Here is a 16,814-nt window from a genome sequence, read left to right on the forward strand (position 1 = left end):
CTTTCCCGTGGCAGACCGTAAACCCCCGCTGAGCGTCGAGGCACTGCGCGCCCTCGTCGCCGGCGGCGAGATCGACACCGTCGTCCTGGCCTTCCCCGATATGCAGGGGCGGCTCCAGGGCAAGCGGTTCGCCGCCCAGTTCTTCCTCGACGACGTACTGGAGCACGGCACCGAGGGGTGCAACTACCTGCTCGCCGTCGACACCGAGATGAACACCGTCGAGGGCTACGCCATGTCCTCCTGGGAGCGGGGCTACGGCGACTTCGCCATGCACCCCGACCTGGCCACCCTGCGCAAGGTCCCCTGGAACGAGGGCACCGCCCTGCTCGTGGCCGACCTCGCCTGGAACGACGGCGGCCCGGTGGTCGCCGCCCCCCGGCAGATCCTCCGCCGCCAGCTGGACCGGCTCGCCGCCCTCGGCCTCAGCGCGCATGTGGGCACCGAGCTGGAGTTCATCGTCTTCAAGGACACCTACGAGCAGGCCTGGGACGCGGGCTACCGCGGCCTGACCCCGGCCAACCAGTACAACATCGACTACTCCGTGCTCGGCACCGGACGCATCGAACCGCTGCTGCGCCGCATCCGCAACCAGATGGCGGCGGCCGGTCTCACCGTGGAGTCCGCGAAGGGCGAGTGCAATCCGGGCCAGCACGAGATCGTCTTCCGCTACGACGAGGCCCTGACCACCTGCGACCAGCACGCCGTGTACAAGACCGGCGCCAAGGAGATCGCCGCCCAGGAAGGCGTCTCGCTGACCTTCATGGCGAAGTTCGACGAGCGCGAGGGCAACTCCTGCCACATCCACCTCTCGCTCCAGGACGCCGAGGGCCGCAACGCGATGGCGGGCGAGGGTCCGGAGCCGATGTCCCCGCTGATGCGGCACTTCCTGGCCGGACAGCTCGCCGCCCTGCGCGACTTCTCCCTGCTCTACGCCCCGAACATCAACTCCTACAAGCGCTTCCAGCCCGGCTCCTTCGCCCCGACCGCGGTCGCCTGGGGCAACGACAACCGCACCTGTGCGCTGCGGGTCGTCGGGCACGGGCCCGGCACCCGCTTCGAGAACCGGGTGCCCGGCGGCGACGTCAACCCCTACCTCGCCGTCGCGGGCATGGTCGCCGCCGGCCTCCACGGCGTCGAGCACGAGCTGGAGCTCCCCGAGGCCTGCGCGGGCAACGCCTACACGGCCGACTACGCGCACGTACCGACCACCCTGCGCGAGGCGGCCGAGCTGTGGGAGAACAGCGCGCTCGCCAAGGAGGCCTTCGGGGACGAGGTGGTCGCCCACTACAGCAACATGGCGCGGGTCGAGCTGGAGGCCTTCGACGCCGCGGTGACCGACTGGGAGCTGCGCCGCTCCTTCGAACGACTGTGAGGACCCGCGTGTCGCAAGAGCACCACGTACTGAACCCGGCCACCGAGGAGATCATCGCGACGGTCCCGGCCGCCGGGGTCGCCGAGGTCGACGCCGCCGTCCGGCGGGCCGCCGCCGCCCAGCGCCGGTGGGCCGCCGCGGCGCCCGCCGACCGGGCCCGGCTGCTGCGCCGCTTCGCCGACGCGGTCGGCGAGCACCAGGAGGAGCTGGCCCTGATCGAGGTCCGCCAGGCGGGCCACACCCTGGGCAACGCCCGCTGGGAGGCCGGGAACGTCCGCGACCTCCTCGACTTCAGCGCCGGGGGAGTGGAGCGGCTCAACGGCCGCCAGATCCCGGTGCCCGGCGGCCTCGACCTCACCATTCTCGAACCCCTCGGCGTGGTCGGCGTGATCGCCCCGTGGAACTTCCCGATGCCGATCGCCGCCTGGGGCACCGCCCCCGCCCTCGCCGCGGGCAACGCCGTCCTCCTCAAACCGGCCGAGACCACCCCGCTCACCGCGCTGCGGCTGGCCGAACTCGCCTTGGAGGCGGGACTGCCCGAAGGGCTCTTCCAGGTGCTGCCGGGCGCCGGGGACATCACCGGGAACGCCCTGGTCGAGCACCCCGGCGTGGCGAAGATCGTCTTCACCGGCTCCACCCGGGTCGGCAAGCAGATCATGGCCCGATGCGCGGACCGGGTGAAGCGGGTGACGCTCGAACTGGGCGGCAAGAGCCCCAATATCGTCTTCGCCGACGCCGATCTGGAGGCCGCGGCCGCCGCCGCCCCGATGTCCTTCCTGGACAACGCCGGACAGGACTGCTGCGCCCGCAGCCGCATCCTGGTGCAGCGCGAGGTCCACGACCGCTTCCTCGAACTCCTCGCCCCCGCCCTGCGGGAGATCGTCGTCGGCGACCCCGCGGACGAGAAGACCGAGATGGGCCCGCTGATCTCCCGGGCCCAGCTGGAGCGGGTGCGCTCCTACGTACCGGACGAACTGCCCGGCATCCGCGGCACCGCCCCCGAGGGACCCGGATTCTGGTTCCCGCCGACGCTGCTCACCGGGCTCGACGCCGAGGCGCCCGCCGCGGTCGAGGAGGTCTTCGGGCCGGTGGCCGTCCTGATCCCCTTCGAGGACGAGCAGGACGCGATCCGGCTCGCCAACGCCACCGAGTACGGCCTCGCGGGCTCGGTGTGGACCCGGGACGTGGGCCGCGCGCTGCGGGTCGCGGGCCGGGTCGACGCCGGGAACCTCTCCGTCAACTCGCACTCCAGCGTCCGCTACTGGACGCCCTTCGGGGGCTACAAGCAGTCCGGCCTCGGCCGGGAGCTGGGCCCCGACGCCCTGACCGCATTCACCGAGACCAAGAACGTCTTCCTCAGCACGGAGGCCTGAACCACCATGACCGACACCCCTGCCACCGAGACCTCGGTGAGCCGCCGCCTCATCGGCCGTACCGCGGTCGTCACCGGTGCCGGCAGCGGCATCGGCCTCGCCACCGCGCGGCGGTTCGCCGCCGAGGGCGCCCGCGTCGTCTGCGCCGACATCGACGAGACGGCGGGCAAGGCCGCCGCCGAGGAGGTCGGCGGGCTCTTCGTCCGGGTCGACGTCACCGACGCCGAGGAGGTGGAGGCCCTCTACAAGGCCGCCTTCGACGCGTACGGCAGCGTCGACATCGCCTTCAACAACGCGGGCATCTCGCCCCCGGACGACGACTCCATCCTCACCACGGGACTGGAGGCCTGGAAGCGGGTGCAGGAGGTCAACCTCACCTCCGTGTACCTGTGCTGCAAGGCGGCCCTCCCCTATATGCGGCGCCAGGGCAAGGGCTCGATCATCAACACCGCCTCCTTCGTGGCGGTGATGGGCGCGGCGACCTCGCAGATCTCCTACACCGCCTCCAAGGGCGGGGTGCTCGCGATGTCGCGCGAACTCGGCGTGCAGTTCGCCCGCGAGGGCATCCGCGTCAACGCGCTCTGCCCGGGCCCGGTGAACACCCCGCTGCTCCAGGAGCTGTTCGCGAAGGACCCCGAGCGCGCCGCCCGCCGCCTGGTGCACATCCCGGCCGGACGCTTCGCCGAGGCCGAGGAGATCGCCGCCGCGGTCGCCTTCCTCGCCAGCGACGACGCCTCCTTCGTCAACGCCACCGACTTCCTGGTCGACGGCGGCATCGCGGGGGCGTACGTCACTCCGGTGTAGAGACCGGTCGCGGCAGACCGGTGCGGGGAGCCGGGGGCCCGCCCCCGGCTCCCCGCACACCCCCGTGGGGAAGCCGCTCAGCGCCGCCGCGGCCTGGACTGGGTCAGGAACGCGCCCGCGAGCACGATCAGCGCGCCCACCGGGGTGTTCCAGGACAGCGGCTCCCCGAGGAGCCCGACCCCGGCCGCGGTCGCGATCACCGGGATGAAGTACGTGACCATCTGCGCGGTGGTCGGCCCGACCTCGGTGACCAGGCCGTACTGGAGCAGCACCGCGAGACCCGTGCCGAGGGCGCCGAGGGCCAGCACGGCGAGCAGCGGCAGCACCTCGATCCGGCCCGGCAGCGAGGTGAACAGCGGTGTCACCACGGCGAGTTGGAGGGCGCCGAGGAAGAGCTGGCCGCCCACCAGGGCGATCGGGGAGTGGCCGCCGCCCGCGACCGTGCGGCGCAGGTAGATCCAGCCCACCGGGTAGCTGAGCGAGCCGAGCAGGGCCATCGCGGTGCCCGCCGGGTCGAGCCCGCTGAAGCCCTGCCAGGCGCCGAGCACGGTCAGCACCCCGAGGAAGCCGATGCCGAGACCGGCGACCCGGCGGCGGGTGGGCCGGTCCTCGGAGAGGGCGACCACCGACAGGGCCATGCCCCACAGCGGGGAGGTGGCGTTGCAGATCCCCGCGAGCGTGGAGGGGATGGTCAGCTCCGCGAAGGCGAAGAGCGAGAACGGCAGGGCGTTCAGGAGGAAGGCCGCCACCGCGAGATGCCCCCACAGCCGGGGGTCGCGCGGCAGCCGCTCGCCGCGCACCACCAGGGCCACCGCGAGCACCGCGGTGCCGAACACCAGCCGCCCCAGGGTGACTTGGAGCGGTGCGAAGCCATGGGTGCCCACCTTGATCAGCAGGAAGCTGAAGCCCCAGATCAGGGAGAGCAGCGCGAACCGCAGCCGCCAGTCGAACAGGCGGCGGGGCGCCGGGGGAGCGGAATCGGTCTCGGCGGAGGTGCGGGAGAGGGGCGCCGCCGAACCGGTGGCGGGTGGCGGGGTGGCCGTCGTACGCGTCATGGCAGCAAGCCTGCGACCAGGCACTGATAAGGACAAGCGAGATTCCATGCGAGCTATGGCTTAGCATCGCTTATATGTTGAACCTGGAGCGGCTGCGCACCCTCGACGCCCTCGCCCGGCACGGCTCGGTCAGCGGCGCCGCCGAGGGACTGCACGTGACGACCTCCGCGGTCTCCCAGCAGATGGCCAAGCTCGAACGCGAGGTCGGGCAGCAGCTCCTCGCCAAGTACGGCCGGGGCGTGCGCCTCACCGACGCCGGGCAGCTCCTCGCCGAGCACGCCGGGCGCATCCTCTCCCAGGTGCAGCTGGCCCAGTCCGACCTGGAGGCGCACCGCGGCCAGGCCGTCGGCGAACTGCGGATGGGCGCCTTCCCCACCGGCGCGCGGGGACTGCTGCCCGCCACCGTCGCCGAGCTGCGCGCCCGCCACCCCGGGCTGCGGGTGCGCACCGTGGAGTGGGAGCCGGAGCGCGCGGTCGCCGGGGTGGTCCGCGGCGACCTCGATCTCGCCGTCGTCCTCGACTGGTACAACAAGCCGCTCGGGCTGCCGGACGGACTGGTCAAGGCCGCCCTCCTCGACGACCCGATCGATGTGGCCCTGCCGGTCGACCACCCGCTGGCGGACCGCGGTTCCGCGGAGCTGGCCGAGTTCACCGGGGACGAGTGGATCACCTGGCCGGAGGGCGCCTTCTGCCACGAGTGGCTGCTCTTCACCCTGCGCGCCCAGGGCATCGAACCCTGCATCGCGCACCGCGCGGAGGAGCACCAGACCCAGCTCGCCTACGTGGCCGCCGGGCTCGGCGTCTGCGTCGCCCCGCGCCTCGGCCGCGAGCCGATGCCCGCGGGGGTCCGCGCGGTGCCGGTCCGGGACGGCGTCTTCCGGCACGTCTACGCGGTCTGGCGGGCGGACGCCGACCGGCGCCCCTCGATCCGCGCCGCCGTGGAGGCCCTGCGCCGCGCCGCCGACCACGTCTCGCACTGAGGCGGGCGGCGCGGGCTCGGCCCTCGCGCTCTCAGACGAGCTTCACCTGCCCGCCGGTGACCTCGATCTTCTTCTCGGGCAGCGGCCGGGTGGCCGGCGGCGCCTGCACACTGCCGTCCTCGATGGAGAACCGGCTGCCGTGGCAGTTGCAGTTGATGGTCCCGTCCCCGACCGAGGCCACCTGGCACTGCCGGTGGGTGCAGATGCTGGAGAAGGCCTTGAACTGCCCCTTCTCCGGCTGGGTCACGACCACCTGCTCGTCCCCGAAGATCTTGCCCCCGCCCACCGGGATCTCCGAGGCCTTGCCCAGCGCGGCGCCCGCGCTGCCGCCGCCGGACGGCGAGTCCCCGGACGGCCCGGAGTCCCCCGAACCCCCGCAGGCGGCAAGGGCGGCGGAGAGCCCCGCGGTGCCCGCGGCGGCGATGGCGGTACGCCGGGTGAGGGCGGAAGCGGATTCCTGCGAGCGCGACATGGTGGTGTCCTTCCGTACGGGCTGGCCCGGAACCGGGCTCCGACCTGTCGTACGCGTCGGCACGACCGGCCGTTCAACGCCCGAAGTGCCCGGCGGGCACGCGCGGGTGCTCCGGGCGGGGGAGCGGAGGCGGTCGTCACCGGCAGTAGCCTGGTCCCATGCTCACCGAAGTCAGGGCGGCCCGCTATGCGGCACCGCTGCGCGAGGGCGGCTCACTGCCCGGGCTCGTCGAGGGCGACGACCTCACCCCGTACGTCATGAAGTTCCGCGGGGCCGGGCAGGGCCGCAAGACGCTGGTGGCCGAGGTGATCTGCGGGGGGCTCGCCCGGCGGCTCGGGCTGCGGGTGCCGGAGCTGGTCCGGATGGAGCTGGACCCGGTGCTCGGCCTCGGCGAGCCCGACGAGCAGGTGCAGGAACTCCTCAAGTCCAGCGGCGGCGCCAACCTCGGCATGCGCTTCCTGCCCGGCGCCCTCGGCTTCGACCCGCTCGCCTACCGGGTGGACCCCGTCGAGGCGGGCCGGGTGCTCTGGTTCGACGCCCTCACCGGCAATGTCGACCGCTCCTGGCGCAACCCCAACCTCCTTGTCTGGCACGGCGAGCTGTGGCTGATCGACCACGGCGCCACGATGATCTGGCACCACCACTGGCCCGGCGCCGCCCGCGCCGCCGAGCGCCCCTACGACGCCTCGGAGCACGCCCTCGCGAGCTGCGCCCCCGAGGTGGAGCGGGCCGCCGCCGAGCTGGCCCCGCGGATCACCCCCGAACTCCTGGCCGAGGTCACCGCCGAGGTCCCCGACGCCTGGCTCGAAGGCGAGGAGGGCTTCGCCGGGCCCGAGGAGGTGCGCGCGGCCTACGCCGCCGTCCTGCTGCCGCGCGCCGCCCAGGTCCACCGGCACCTCGTGCTGCCCGAACCGGCCGCCGCCACCGGGCCCTTCGGCTGGATCACCCCGCCGGACCGGCCGGACACCGGCGGCCCGCGGGACCCCGGCACCGCGCCCGCGCCCCGCCCCGCCGCGGGGAAGGGCGCCGCCCGATGACCGCCTCGGCCCCCCTGCACGTCTTCGAGTACGCCCTGCTGCGCGTGGTGCCGCGGATCGAGCGCGGGGAGCAGATCAACGCGGGCGTCCTGGTCTACTGCCGGGGCGCCTCCTTCGTCGGGGCCCGTACGCATCTCGACGCCGACCGGCTGCGCGCGCTCGACCCCGAGGCCGATGTCCCGGGGATCCGGGCGGCACTCCATGCCGTCGAGGGGGTCTGCCGGGGCGGCGAGGAGGCCGGGCAGGCCGCGCGCGACGAGGCGGGGCGCCGCTTTCGCTGGCTGGTCGCGCCGCGCTCCACGGTCGTCCAGCCCGGCCCGGTGCACACCGGCCTGACCAGCGACCCAGCCGCCGAGGCCGACCGGCTGCTCGCGCTGCTGGTCCGGTGAGCCGGTACGTACGGTCCGGTGAGCCGGTACTTGCGGTACTTCCTGTCGGGTAATCGATCACAGCGGGGCGGTTGCCGTTGACACCGGGTGCCGTGGCTTCTAGCGTCACGACCCGTGAGGTACTAAGCGGTCGCTCACCCAGGGGTCGGCCGCACGAGCCGCATCAACCGGCTTCCGAGGGCGAGGAGAACACTATGTCCACCACCGAGCAGCGCGTAGCCGTCGTCACGGGCGCGGCCCGCGGCATCGGCGCCGAGACCGCCGTACGCCTGGCCGCCGAGGGGCGCGCCGTCGCCGTCATCGACCTCGACGAGGCCGCCTGCAAGGACACCGTCGAGAAGATCACCGTCGCGGGCGGCACGGCCCTCGCCGTGGGCTGCGACGTCTCCGACGAGACGCAGGTGGAGGCCGCCGTCGCGCGGATCGCCGAGGAGCTGGGCGCCCCGACCATCCTGGTGAACAACGCCGGTGTGCTCCGCGACAACCTGCTGTTCAAGATGAGCGTCTCGGACTGGGACACCGTCATGAACGTCCACCTGCGCGGCGCCTTCCTGATGTCGCGCGCGGTCCAGAAGCACATGGTCGACGCCAAGTTCGGCCGGATCGTCAACCTGTCCAGCTCCTCCGCGCTGGGCAACCGCGGCCAGGTCAACTACTCCGCCGCCAAGGCCGGTATGCAGGGCTTCACCAAGACGCTGGCCAAGGAGCTGGGGAAGTTCGGCGTCACCGCCAACTCGGTCGCCCCCGGCTTCATCGCCACCGAGATGACCAAGGCCACCGCCGACCGCGTCGGCATGGGCTTCGAGGACTTCAAGGCCGCCGCGGCCACCCAGATCCCCGTACAGCGCGTCGGCACGCCCGAGGACATCGCCAACGCCGTCGCCTTCTTCACCGGGGACGCCGCCGGATTCGTCTCCGGCCAGACGCTGTACGTGGCCGGCGGCCCGCTCAACTGATCGGAAGGGCACGGCAGTGACAGTGCAGGACAGCGGAAGGGCCACCCTCGTCACGGGGGCGAGCCGCGGTATCGGCTACGGCATCGCCGAGGCGCTCGTCGCTCGCGGCGACCGGGTCTGCATCACCGGCAGGAACGAGGACGCCCTCAAGGAGGCCGTCGAACGGCTCGGCTCCGACCGGGTCATCGGCGTCGCGGGCAAGGCCCACGACCCGGAGCACCAGGCCGCGGCCGTGGCCCGGACCGTCGAGGCCTTCGGCCGCGTCGACCACCTGGTCAACAACGCGGGCACCAACCCGGTGTTCGGCCCCATGGCGGAGCTGGACCTCGCGGTGGCCCGCAAGGTCTACGAGACCAACGTGCTCTCCGCGCTCGGCTTCGCCCAGCACACCTGGCGCGCCTGGCAGCAGGAGAACGGCGGCGCGATCGTGAACATCGCCTCGGTGGCCGGCGTCTCCGCCTCGCCCTTCATCGGCGCCTACGGCATGAGCAAGGCCGCGATGATCAACCTGACCCAGCAGCTCGCCCACGAGTTCGCGCCGAAGGTACGGGTCAACGCCATCGCCCCGGCGGTGGTGAAGACCAAGTTCGCCGAGGCGCTCTACGAGGGCCGCGAGGAGGAGGCGGCCGCGGCGTACCCGCTGGGCCGCCTCGGGGTGCCCGAGGACATCGGCGGGGCCGCCGCCTTCCTCACCTCGGAGTCCGCCGGGTGGGTCACCGGGCAGACACTCGTGGTCGATGGCGGCATCTTCCTCAATGCGGGCGTCGGATAAGAAATCGGCCAGCCTTCGCAAAGCTCCCCAATGCCACGTAAGGGATCTTCAAGTGCCCCGCCGCAGTGGCCAGTTCACTCGGCGGGGCACTGCGATATGGTCTGCCAACCCGTACGGCGTGGCCTATCGAGGAGCGAGCGCGTGTTCAACCGGATCCACCTGCGGCCCATAGCCGCCGTCGCGTCCCTTACCGTGCTGGCCGGGTGCGGGGTTCTCTCTTCCGGCGACGACGACGGCGAGAAGCGGGTCGTCGTGGGCACCACCAGTGCCCCCAGCACGCTCGACCCCGCCGCCTCCTGGGACGGCTCCTGGGAACTCTTCCGCAACATCTACCAGACCCTGCTGAGCTACCCCTCCGGCGCCTCGTCCCCCGAGCCGGACGCCGCGGAGAAGTGCAAGTTCACCGACTTCTCCAACAAGGAGTACACCTGCGAGCTGCGCGAGGGCCTCAAGTTCTCCGACGGTGACACGCTGGACGCCAAGGCGGTCAAGTACTCCATCGACCGGATCCGCAAGATCGGCGTGGACGGCGGTCCGACCGGTCTCCTCGGCAGCCTCGACCGGGTCGAGACCAAGGGCGATCGCCAGGTCGTCTTCCACCTGAAGAAGTCGGACGCCACCTTCCCCTTCGTCCTCGCCACCCCCGCGATGTCGATCGTCGACCCCGAGGAGTACCCCGAGGACGAGGTCCGCGACGACGGCGCGGTCACCGGCTCCGGCCCGTACACGCTCGAGTCCTACGAGGAGAACACCAAGGCGGAGCTGGCGAGGAACGACTCGTACAAGGGCTTCGCCGACCGCAAGAACAACGCAGTGACGATTCGCTACTTCCAGGATTCGGCCGCCATGGTGGGCGCGCTGAAGAAGAAGCAGATCGATGTGACCTACCGGGGACTGGGCGCCGACGACACCCTTGCCCTGCAGGGCAACAAGAACAAGGAGGGCGTCCAGCTCGTCGAGGGCTCCGGGACCGAGATCAGCTACCTGGTCTTCAACCCCAAGGACCGCTGGGCGGGCAAGCCGGCCGTGCGCAAGGCGATCGCCCAGATCCTCGACCGCGGCGCCCTCGCCCACAAGATCTACAAGGACACCGTGGAGCCGCTGTACTCCATGGTGCCGCGCGGCCTCGCCGGCCACACCACGGGCTTCTTCGACCAGTACGGCAACCCCAGCGCGGAGAAGGCCGAGAAGATCCTCACCGACGCGGGCATCGACGAGCCGGTGAAGCTGACCCTCTGGTACACCACCGACCGCTACGGATCGGCGACCGGCCCGGAGTTCGAGGAGATCAAGAAGCAGCTCAACCGGACCGGCCTGTTCGACGTGACCGTCAAGGGCCGCCCCTGGAAGGACTACGAGGCCGCCTACCGCAAGGGCGAGTACCCGGTCTTCGGCCGCGGCTGGTTCCCGGACTTCCCCGACCCGGACAACTTCATCGCCCCGTTCGTCGGCGAGCAGAACCTGCTCGGCCCGCAGTACAAGTCCCCCGAGATCATCGACAAGCTGCTGCCGGAGTCCCGCCGGGAGAGCGACCGCGGCGCCGTGGTCGAGCAGTTCCAGCAGGCGCAGCAGATCATGCTGGACGATGTGCGGCTGCTCCCGCTGTGGCAGGGCAAGCAGTACGTGGCCGCCAGCGAGGAGATCGCGGGCGGGGAGCGCGCGCTCGACCCCTCGACGATCATGATGATGTGGGAACTGCACCGCAAGACCAGCTGGTAGGACGGGGTCCGGCGGCAGCGGTGGCGGTCGCTGTCAGTGGGGGCGAGTAGGTTCTGCGGTGGGAAGTGACCGCACCTGACTCGGCCCCACCAGGCCGTCCTGTGAAGGAAGTTGAATGACCGACACCTCCGTGCTGCCCGCATCCTGGCGCGGCGTCCTCGGCGAGGAGCTCCACCAGCCCTACTTCGAGGAACTCCTCGAATTCGTCGAGAAGGAACGGGCCGCGGGCCCCGTCTACCCGCCGCGCGAGGAGGTCTTCGCCGCCCTGGAGGCCACCCCGTACGAGCAGGTGAAGGTCCTCGTCCTCGGCCAGGATCCCTACCACGGCCCGGGCCAGGGCCACGGGCTCTGCTTCTCGGTGCGCCCCGGGGTGCGTACGCCGCCCTCGCTGCGCAACATCTACAAGGAGCTGGAGTCCGAGCTGGGCCACCCGGTGCCCGACAACGGCTATCTGATGCCCTGGGCCCGGCAGGGCGTGCTGCTGCTCAACGCGGTGCTGACCGTCCGCGAGGGGGAGGCCAACTCGCACAAGGGCAAGGGCTGGGAGAAGTTCACCGACGCGGTGATCCGCGCCGTGGCGGACCGCCCCGACCCGGCGGTCTTCGTGCTCTGGGGGAACTACGCGCAGAAGAAGCTCCCGCTGATCGACCAGGAGCGCCATGCCGTGGTGAAGGGCGCCCACCCCTCACCGCTCTCGGCGCGGAAGTTCTTCGGCTCCCGGCCCTTCACCCAGATCGACGAGGCGGTGGCCGCGCAGGGGCACACCCCGATCGACTGGCGCATCCCCGACCTCGGCTGAGCCCGCCCCGGGGCCGGGCCGGTGCGTCACCGGCCTGGCCCAGCGCCCCGCCCGCCCCCGCCCGTGCCTGAGGCGCATCCCGCCGGGCGGCGGTTAGTTTCAGGGGGCGGGCGGCCGGGGCGCCGCTCCGCGTACGAGTACGGAGGTCGCGGTGGCGGAGCGAGGCCAGGAGGCGTCGGAGGACGCCGTGATGACCCGGATCGGGCAGGTCATCATGCTGCACCACGCCGGGGACCGCGAGGAGGCCCGGCACCGCTTCGGCGCGCTCTGGGGCGAGATCGGCGACGGCGGCGACCCGCTGCACCGCTGCACCCTGGCCCACTTCATGGCCGACGCCCAGGACGACCCGGTGGAGGAGCTCGCCTGGGACCTGCGCGCGCTCTCCGCCGCCGAGGAACTGACCGAGAGCCGCCTCGCCGCCCACGACGGACGGCTCGCGGTACGCGCCCTCTACCCCTCCCTGCACCTCAACCTGGCCGCCGACTACGTGGGCCTCCGCCATTTCGCCGCCGCCCGGAGCCACCTCAAGAGGGCGCGCGGAGCCCTCGGCGCCCTCCCCGAGGACGGCTACGGAAACGGCATCCGAGCGGCCGTCGACCGGCTGGAGGCAGGCCTGGAGGAGTCGGCGGCCGAGGACCACCGGGGCCCGCTCGGCCCACCGCGCCGGGAACCCTGAACCGCGAGGGGCCCCGGCTTTCGCACCGCCGGACGGCCCCGCACCGCCGCCCGCCTCCCGCCCTCCGCCTCAACTCCCGTACCGCTCCTTGCAGATACGGGCGGCCCTGCTGTCCGGCGGCAGCACATCCCAGCGGTCCGAGAGCGCGCACAGCTGCCGCTCGCTGGTGGGCAGCGCCGGCCCGGGGGAGCGCGGCCGGGCCGGAGCGGGAGCGGCCGGGACCCCGGTGGCGCCCGGCGGTGCGGCGGAGGCGGACGGCGCGGCCGGTGCCACGCTCCGGTCCGGCGCGGTGGGGGCCGGGGACGTGGGGCGCGGGCCGATGTATTCGAGCGCCTCGCGCGCGGGCGCCTCGAGGATCTCCGCGGGCCGGGCGCTGCCGTGCGGCCCCGCCGGATCCGGGCTCGGGGAGACGGCCCGCCCCGGTGAGGGCGGGCCCACGGTCACACATCCGGCCGCGGCCGGGAGGAACGCGGCGACGAGCAGAGCGGTGGTGGAAATCCTGTGCACCGCAGCACTCTGTCGTGATCACCGGGGGTTCGGATACTCCCGGCGGGCAGGTTGCCCCGCACGGGTGACGCACAGGTGAGGCGCGGGGGGATCGGGACCGCGCGGTGCCGGGGTGCGGTGGGCGCGGCGGGGCCTCCGCCGCCCGGGCGGTCCTGGCGGTCCGGCTCGGCCGGGGCCCCGCAGCCCTTCGGCCGTATGCTTCAGCTGCCTCGGCCCCGCCCGCGAACGAAGGAGTACCCGTGAAGGTCGGCTGCATCGGTCTCGGCGACATCGCCCGCAAGGCCTACCTTCCGGTGCTCACCACCCAGCCGGACGTCGAACTGCACCTGCACACCCGCTCCCCGGAGAACCTGCGCCGCACCGCCGAGGCGCACCACATCCCGCCGGAGCGCCGCCACACCGGCTTGGACTCCCTGCTCGCCGCGGGGCTCGACGCCGCCTTCGTGCACGCGGCGACCGGGGCGCACCCGGCCCTGGTCTCCGCGCTCCTGGAGGCGGGCGTACCGACGTACGTGGACAAGCCCCTCGCCTACGAACTGGCCGACAGCGCCCGGCTCGTGGACCTCGCCGAAGCCCGGGGCCTCTCGCTGGCCGTCGGCTTCAATCGCCGCTACGCGCCCAGCTACGCCCAGTGCGCCGAGCACCCGCGCGAGCTGATCCTGCTGCAGAAGAACCGCCTCGGGCTGCCCGAGCGCCCGCGCACCATGATCCTGGACGACTTCATCCATGTCGCCGACACCCTGCGCTTCCTGCTGCCGGGCCCGGCGGACACGGTGGACGTACGGGCCCGGGTGGTCGACGGGCTCGTGCACCATCTCGTCCTGCAACTGGCCGGGGAGGGCTTCACCGCGCTCGGGGTGATGAACCGGATGAGCGGTTCCGCGGAGGAGGTCCTGGAGGTCTCCGGCCAGGACACCAAGCGGGTGGTGCGCAATCTCGCCGAGGTGATCGACCACAAGGGCCAGCCCTCCGAGCGGCGGCGCGGCGACTGGGTGCCGGTGGCCCGCCAGCGCGGCGTCGAACAGGCCGTCCTCGCCTTCCTGGACGCGGTGCGCCGGGGCGAGGTGCTCAGCGCCCGGGACGCGCTGGCCACGCACGAGCTGTGCGAGCGGCTCGTACGCGAGGTGGAGTCCCGCTCCTGAGCACCCGCACCCCGCCGGCGAGCGCGTAGAGGGCGAGCGCGGTGACCGCCGCGTGGACCGGCCAGTCGCCGAAGCGGACGTAGGGGGTGGTGCCCCCGGCGAGCGGGATCTCGTAGACCTCGGCGGTGGACGCGGAGGTGCCGAGGGTCCGGCCGATGCGGGTGCCGTCGGGGCCGTAGACCGCCGAGACCCCGGTGAGGGTGGCGTGCACCATCGGCCGCCCGGTCTCCGCCGCCCGCAGCGCGGCGAGCGAGGCGTGCTGCCGGGGTGCCCAGCTGTCCTGGAAGGAGGAGGTGGAGGACTGCGCGAGGAGCAACTGCGCGCCGTCCGCCGTGAGTTGGCGGCTCATGTCCGGGAAGGCCGACTCGAAGCAGATCACGGTGCCGAGGCGCGGCGCCCCGGCGGGCCGCATGATCTCCTGGCCGGTGCCCCGGTGCCGGTCCTCGCCTGCCGCCCGGCCGACCGAGGTGGCCCAGCCGAGCAGCGACCGGGCGGGCACGTACTCGCCGAAGGGGACCAGCCGCATCTTGTCGTAGCGGTCGCCGGTCGGTCCGTCCGGCCCGATGAGCACGGCGCTCTTGTAGATGCCGCCGGTGGCCCGCGCTCCGCCGCGCCGGGCGTCGACATTGACCAGGATGTCCGCGCCGACCTCCCGGGAGAGCCGCGTGATGCGCTCGGTCAGGCGGGGCTGGTCCCGCAGGTCGAAGCCGACGCTGCTCTCGCCCCAGACGACCAGGTCGACGCCCCGCCCCGCGAGCTGCCGGGTGAGCTGCACCTCCCGGTCCAGACGGGCGTACCCGGTGGCGTCCTTGCCGACCACCCCGGGCTGGACGAGGGCCACCCGGGTGCGCCCGGACTCCTCGGGACGCGGGGCGAGCAGCCAGGCCGTGCCGGTCAGGGTGGCGACCGCGAGCAGGGCGCAGAGCGCGGCGCGGCGGTGGGCCGGTGCCAGGACGAGCAGGGCCAGTGCCGTGTTCACGGCGACCAGGAGCAGGCTGAGGAGCCAGACACCGCCGAGGGAGGCGAGCCGGAGCGCCGGCGCCACCTGCCACTGGCTGGATCCGAGCAGTCCCCAGGGACCGCCGAGCCCCTCCCAGGACCGTACGAGTTCGATCAGCAGCCAGCCGCAGGGCAGGAGCCCGAGGGCCGCCCAGGGCCGGAGCGGGAGGCCCGCGCCGCCGAGCAGCCGGTGCACGAGCCTGCCCCAGGGCGCCCAGAGCAGACCGAGCAGCGCGGCGAGGACGAAGGTGAACACATGCAGGCTCGGCAGCAGCCAGTGGTGCACCGCGAGCATGAAGCCGAGCCCGCCGAGCCAGCCCTCCCGCATCGCCCCGCGCGGCGAGGGCGCCGAGCGGAGCAGCAGCAGCCAGGGCACCAGGACGAAGGGCGCGAGCCACCACAGCGCGGGCGCCGGGAAGGCGAGCGCGGGCAGCGCACCCGCGAGGACGGCGGCAAGATCGCGGCGGCCGGGCGCGAGGCGGGTGCGCAGCGGGCGGTCCTTGCCGGGGCGGGGAGCGGACGGCGGATCGAGCAGGTCCATACCGCGCCTCCCTGACTCGCCCTCGCCGGTGCCTGCCTCCAGTCTGCGGGTTCGGGCCGATCATGCACAGACCCGGCGGGTGCTTCTGGTCACCGGCGGCAGAAGACCAACCCCGGCCCGGCGGTCGGAGGTCAGCCGGACTTCCGCCACTTCTCCTGGACGAGGAGGCCGCGGAAGCGCCAGCCGTCCTCGGTGCGCAGCAGCGCGAACTCGTAGCGCCCGCCCGAGTCGAGACCGGGGGCGGAAGCGGCGCCGTCCGGCGGGGCCGGGCGCAGTGAGCTGAGGTAGTCGGCCTGGACCTGGGCGGTATCGCCGAGGTCCTGCTCCCACCGCGTGAAACGCAGGCGCCGGTTGACGAGCAGGAGCTGCCGCACCGGGTGGCGCCGCAGATCGTCCGCCAGCCACTCGGCCGTCCGGGTCGCGTCCGCGGCGATGCCGCCCACCGCGCTGTGGTCGGCCCGGCCGTCCGGGGTGAACAGCTGTGGATACCCGGCCCAGTCGGAGTCGTCCACGGTCACGGCGTACTCGGTGACCAGGGCGTCGACGGCGAGCCGGTCGACCACTGCGGCGAGTTCTCCACGCTGCGTCATCGCCTCAGTCTTGGCCATGCGGGGCGAGGAACCAAGGGCCGTGCGGGGGCGGACGGAAGCACGGGCGCACGGACCCCTGGCACGCGAAGGCCCGCACCTCCCCGCGCCGTACCGCGGAATGCGGATCGGTGGGGACGTGCGGGCCGGGGAAAACGGGTGCGGTACGGGTGCCGGACTCGGTGCGGCGGGACCGCGACGGCGGCGGGATCCGGGGAGACGGGCCTCAGGCGGCCTTGACGATCTCCTCGCGCTCCTCGCGCATCGCGACCGCCCACTCGGTGACGAGCAGTTCGTACTCCTTGCGCTGCTCGTTCGAGAGTCGGCCGCCCGCGCGCAGCCAGAGGCTGCGGATCTGCTCGTTCACATCGGCAGCAGAACGCGCGGAATCGTGGGACTCATCGGTTGGGGGCATGCCGTCGAGTTTAGGGCCTCGACTGCGCCGAGCGCTCCGCAGCGTCAGGTGCTGATCGCCACACGTAGTCGGGGCAACCGCCCTGACCAGGCAAATTGGACGTCCTGACCGGGAAGTGTCCAGCTGTGTGACCTTGGCCTCACTCCGGGTGCCCGTGGTTTGAGCGGCGTGCGGGTGCCGGGGTACGACGGAGCCCCCGCCGGGGCGGGGGCTCCGTGG

At 73.0% G+C, this 16,814-nt stretch carries 18 protein-coding genes; 12 read left to right on the forward strand and 6 right to left on the reverse strand.

From position 1 onward, the window contains the following. The first annotated feature begins 7 nt into the window (after nt 1-7). From MID12_RS29765 to MID12_RS29775, 3 genes are read left to right on the forward strand one after another with little or no spacing between them, the layout of a single operon-like run. Nucleotides 8-1,372, forward strand: a complete 1,365-nt coding sequence (locus MID12_RS29765) for a glutamine synthetase family protein (RefSeq protein ID WP_263172112.1) — start codon at nt 8-10, stop codon at nt 1,370-1,372. Continuing rightward, nucleotides 1,339-2,745, forward strand: a complete 1,407-nt coding sequence (locus tag MID12_RS29770; protein WP_411577083.1) for an aldehyde dehydrogenase family protein — start codon at nt 1,339-1,341, stop codon at nt 2,743-2,745. Before MID12_RS29765 ends, MID12_RS29770 begins: the two co-directional genes overlap by 34 nt. Nucleotides 2,746-2,751: 6 nt before the next feature. After that, the gene (locus MID12_RS29775) at nt 2,752-3,549 is read left to right on the forward strand and encodes a 3-oxoacyl-ACP reductase (protein ID WP_040255194.1); all 798 of its coding nucleotides are present in this window, start codon (nt 2,752-2,754) and stop codon (nt 3,547-3,549) included. Nucleotides 3,550-3,626: 77 nt separating this feature from the next. Here the strand turns inward: MID12_RS29775 and MID12_RS29780 are convergent, their stop codons facing one another. Then, nucleotides 3,627-4,604, reverse strand: coding sequence for a DMT family transporter (locus MID12_RS29780; RefSeq protein WP_052482700.1), 978 nt, complete (start codon nt 4,602-4,604; stop codon nt 3,627-3,629). Between the two features lie 74 nt (nt 4,605-4,678). Here MID12_RS29780 and MID12_RS29785 point away from each other — a divergent pair, with 74 nt between their 5' ends. Continuing rightward, nucleotides 4,679-5,584, forward strand: coding sequence for a LysR family transcriptional regulator (locus tag MID12_RS29785; RefSeq protein WP_040255196.1), 906 nt, complete (start codon nt 4,679-4,681; stop codon nt 5,582-5,584). Between the two features lie 31 nt (nt 5,585-5,615). Here MID12_RS29785 and MID12_RS29790 read toward each other — a convergent pair whose 3' ends face one another. Next, nucleotides 5,616-6,056, reverse strand: coding sequence for a Rieske (2Fe-2S) protein (locus MID12_RS29790; protein ID WP_263172117.1), 441 nt, complete (start codon nt 6,054-6,056; stop codon nt 5,616-5,618). A gap of 158 nt (nt 6,057-6,214) precedes the next feature. Here MID12_RS29790 and MID12_RS29795 point away from each other — a divergent pair, with 158 nt between their 5' ends. The 7 genes from MID12_RS29795 to MID12_RS29825 all read left to right on the forward strand — a co-directional run bounded on the left by MID12_RS29795 (nt 6,215) and on the right by MID12_RS29825 (nt 12,404). After that, complete coding sequence (locus MID12_RS29795; RefSeq protein WP_078845297.1) at nt 6,215-7,093, forward strand: HipA family kinase; 879 nt, start codon at nt 6,215-6,217, stop codon at nt 7,091-7,093. Continuing rightward, nucleotides 7,090-7,482 carry a DUF3037 domain-containing protein gene (locus MID12_RS29800; protein WP_040255198.1) on the forward strand — a complete coding sequence of 131 codons (393 nt, stop codon included), beginning with the start codon at nt 7,090-7,092 and terminating at the stop codon, nt 7,480-7,482. Before MID12_RS29795 ends, MID12_RS29800 begins: the two co-directional genes overlap by 4 nt. 194 nt (nt 7,483-7,676) lie before the next feature. Next, the gene (fabG, locus tag MID12_RS29805) at nt 7,677-8,438 is read left to right on the forward strand and encodes a 3-oxoacyl-ACP reductase FabG (protein ID WP_263172119.1); all 762 of its coding nucleotides are present in this window, start codon (nt 7,677-7,679) and stop codon (nt 8,436-8,438) included. 16 nt (nt 8,439-8,454) lie between these two features. Further along, on the forward strand, nt 8,455-9,210 hold the full coding sequence (locus tag MID12_RS29810; RefSeq protein WP_263172120.1) for an SDR family oxidoreductase: 756 nt from the start codon (nt 8,455-8,457) through the stop codon (nt 9,208-9,210). Nucleotides 9,211-9,306: 96 nt separating this feature from the next. After that, a complete protein-coding gene (locus tag MID12_RS29815) occupies nt 9,307-10,929 on the forward strand; it encodes an ABC transporter substrate-binding protein (RefSeq protein WP_078845298.1) in 1,623 nt (540 codons plus the stop codon). A gap of 115 nt (nt 10,930-11,044) precedes the next feature. Continuing rightward, nucleotides 11,045-11,728 (forward strand): uracil-DNA glycosylase, encoded by a 684-nt coding sequence (gene ung, locus MID12_RS29820; protein WP_040255202.1) that lies wholly within the window; start codon nt 11,045-11,047, stop codon nt 11,726-11,728. A gap of 151 nt (nt 11,729-11,879) precedes the next feature. Next, entirely contained in the window at nt 11,880-12,404 is a 525-nt protein-coding gene (locus tag MID12_RS29825) for a hypothetical protein (protein WP_263172121.1), read from the forward strand. Nucleotides 12,405-12,473: 69 nt separating this feature from the next. On the opposite strand, the gene MID12_RS29830 is transcribed toward MID12_RS29825, so the two are convergent. Continuing rightward, a complete protein-coding gene (locus tag MID12_RS29830) occupies nt 12,474-12,911 on the reverse strand; it encodes a hypothetical protein (RefSeq protein ID WP_263172122.1) in 438 nt (145 codons plus the stop codon). A 239-nt stretch (nt 12,912-13,150) separates the two neighbouring features. On the opposite strand from MID12_RS29830, the gene MID12_RS29835 reads away from it, so the two are divergent. Beyond that, nucleotides 13,151-14,053, forward strand: a complete 903-nt coding sequence (locus tag MID12_RS29835) for a Gfo/Idh/MocA family protein (RefSeq protein WP_263172124.1) — start codon at nt 13,151-13,153, stop codon at nt 14,051-14,053. Here the strand turns inward: MID12_RS29835 and lnt are convergent. The 3 genes from lnt to MID12_RS29850 all read right to left on the reverse strand — a co-directional run bounded on the left by lnt (nt 13,980) and on the right by MID12_RS29850 (nt 16,595). Further along, entirely contained in the window at nt 13,980-15,593 is a 1,614-nt protein-coding gene (gene lnt / locus MID12_RS29840) for an apolipoprotein N-acyltransferase (protein ID WP_078845299.1), read from the reverse strand. The genes MID12_RS29835 and lnt overlap by 74 nt on opposite strands. Nucleotides 15,594-15,724: 131 nt before the next feature. Then, nucleotides 15,725-16,183: a nuclear transport factor 2 family protein gene (locus MID12_RS29845; protein WP_263172127.1), complete on the reverse strand. Its 459-nt coding sequence runs from the start codon at nt 16,181-16,183 to the stop codon at nt 15,725-15,727. Nucleotides 16,184-16,406: 223 nt separating this feature from the next. Next, nucleotides 16,407-16,595, reverse strand: a complete 189-nt coding sequence (locus MID12_RS29850; protein ID WP_040255207.1) for a hypothetical protein — start codon at nt 16,593-16,595, stop codon at nt 16,407-16,409. Nucleotides 16,596-16,814: the final 219 nt, after the last annotated feature.

It is taken from the genome of Streptomyces sp. SCSIO ZS0520, assembly GCF_025643355.1.
Classification (GTDB): domain Bacteria; phylum Actinomycetota; class Actinomycetes; order Streptomycetales; family Streptomycetaceae; genus Streptomyces; species Streptomyces physcomitrii.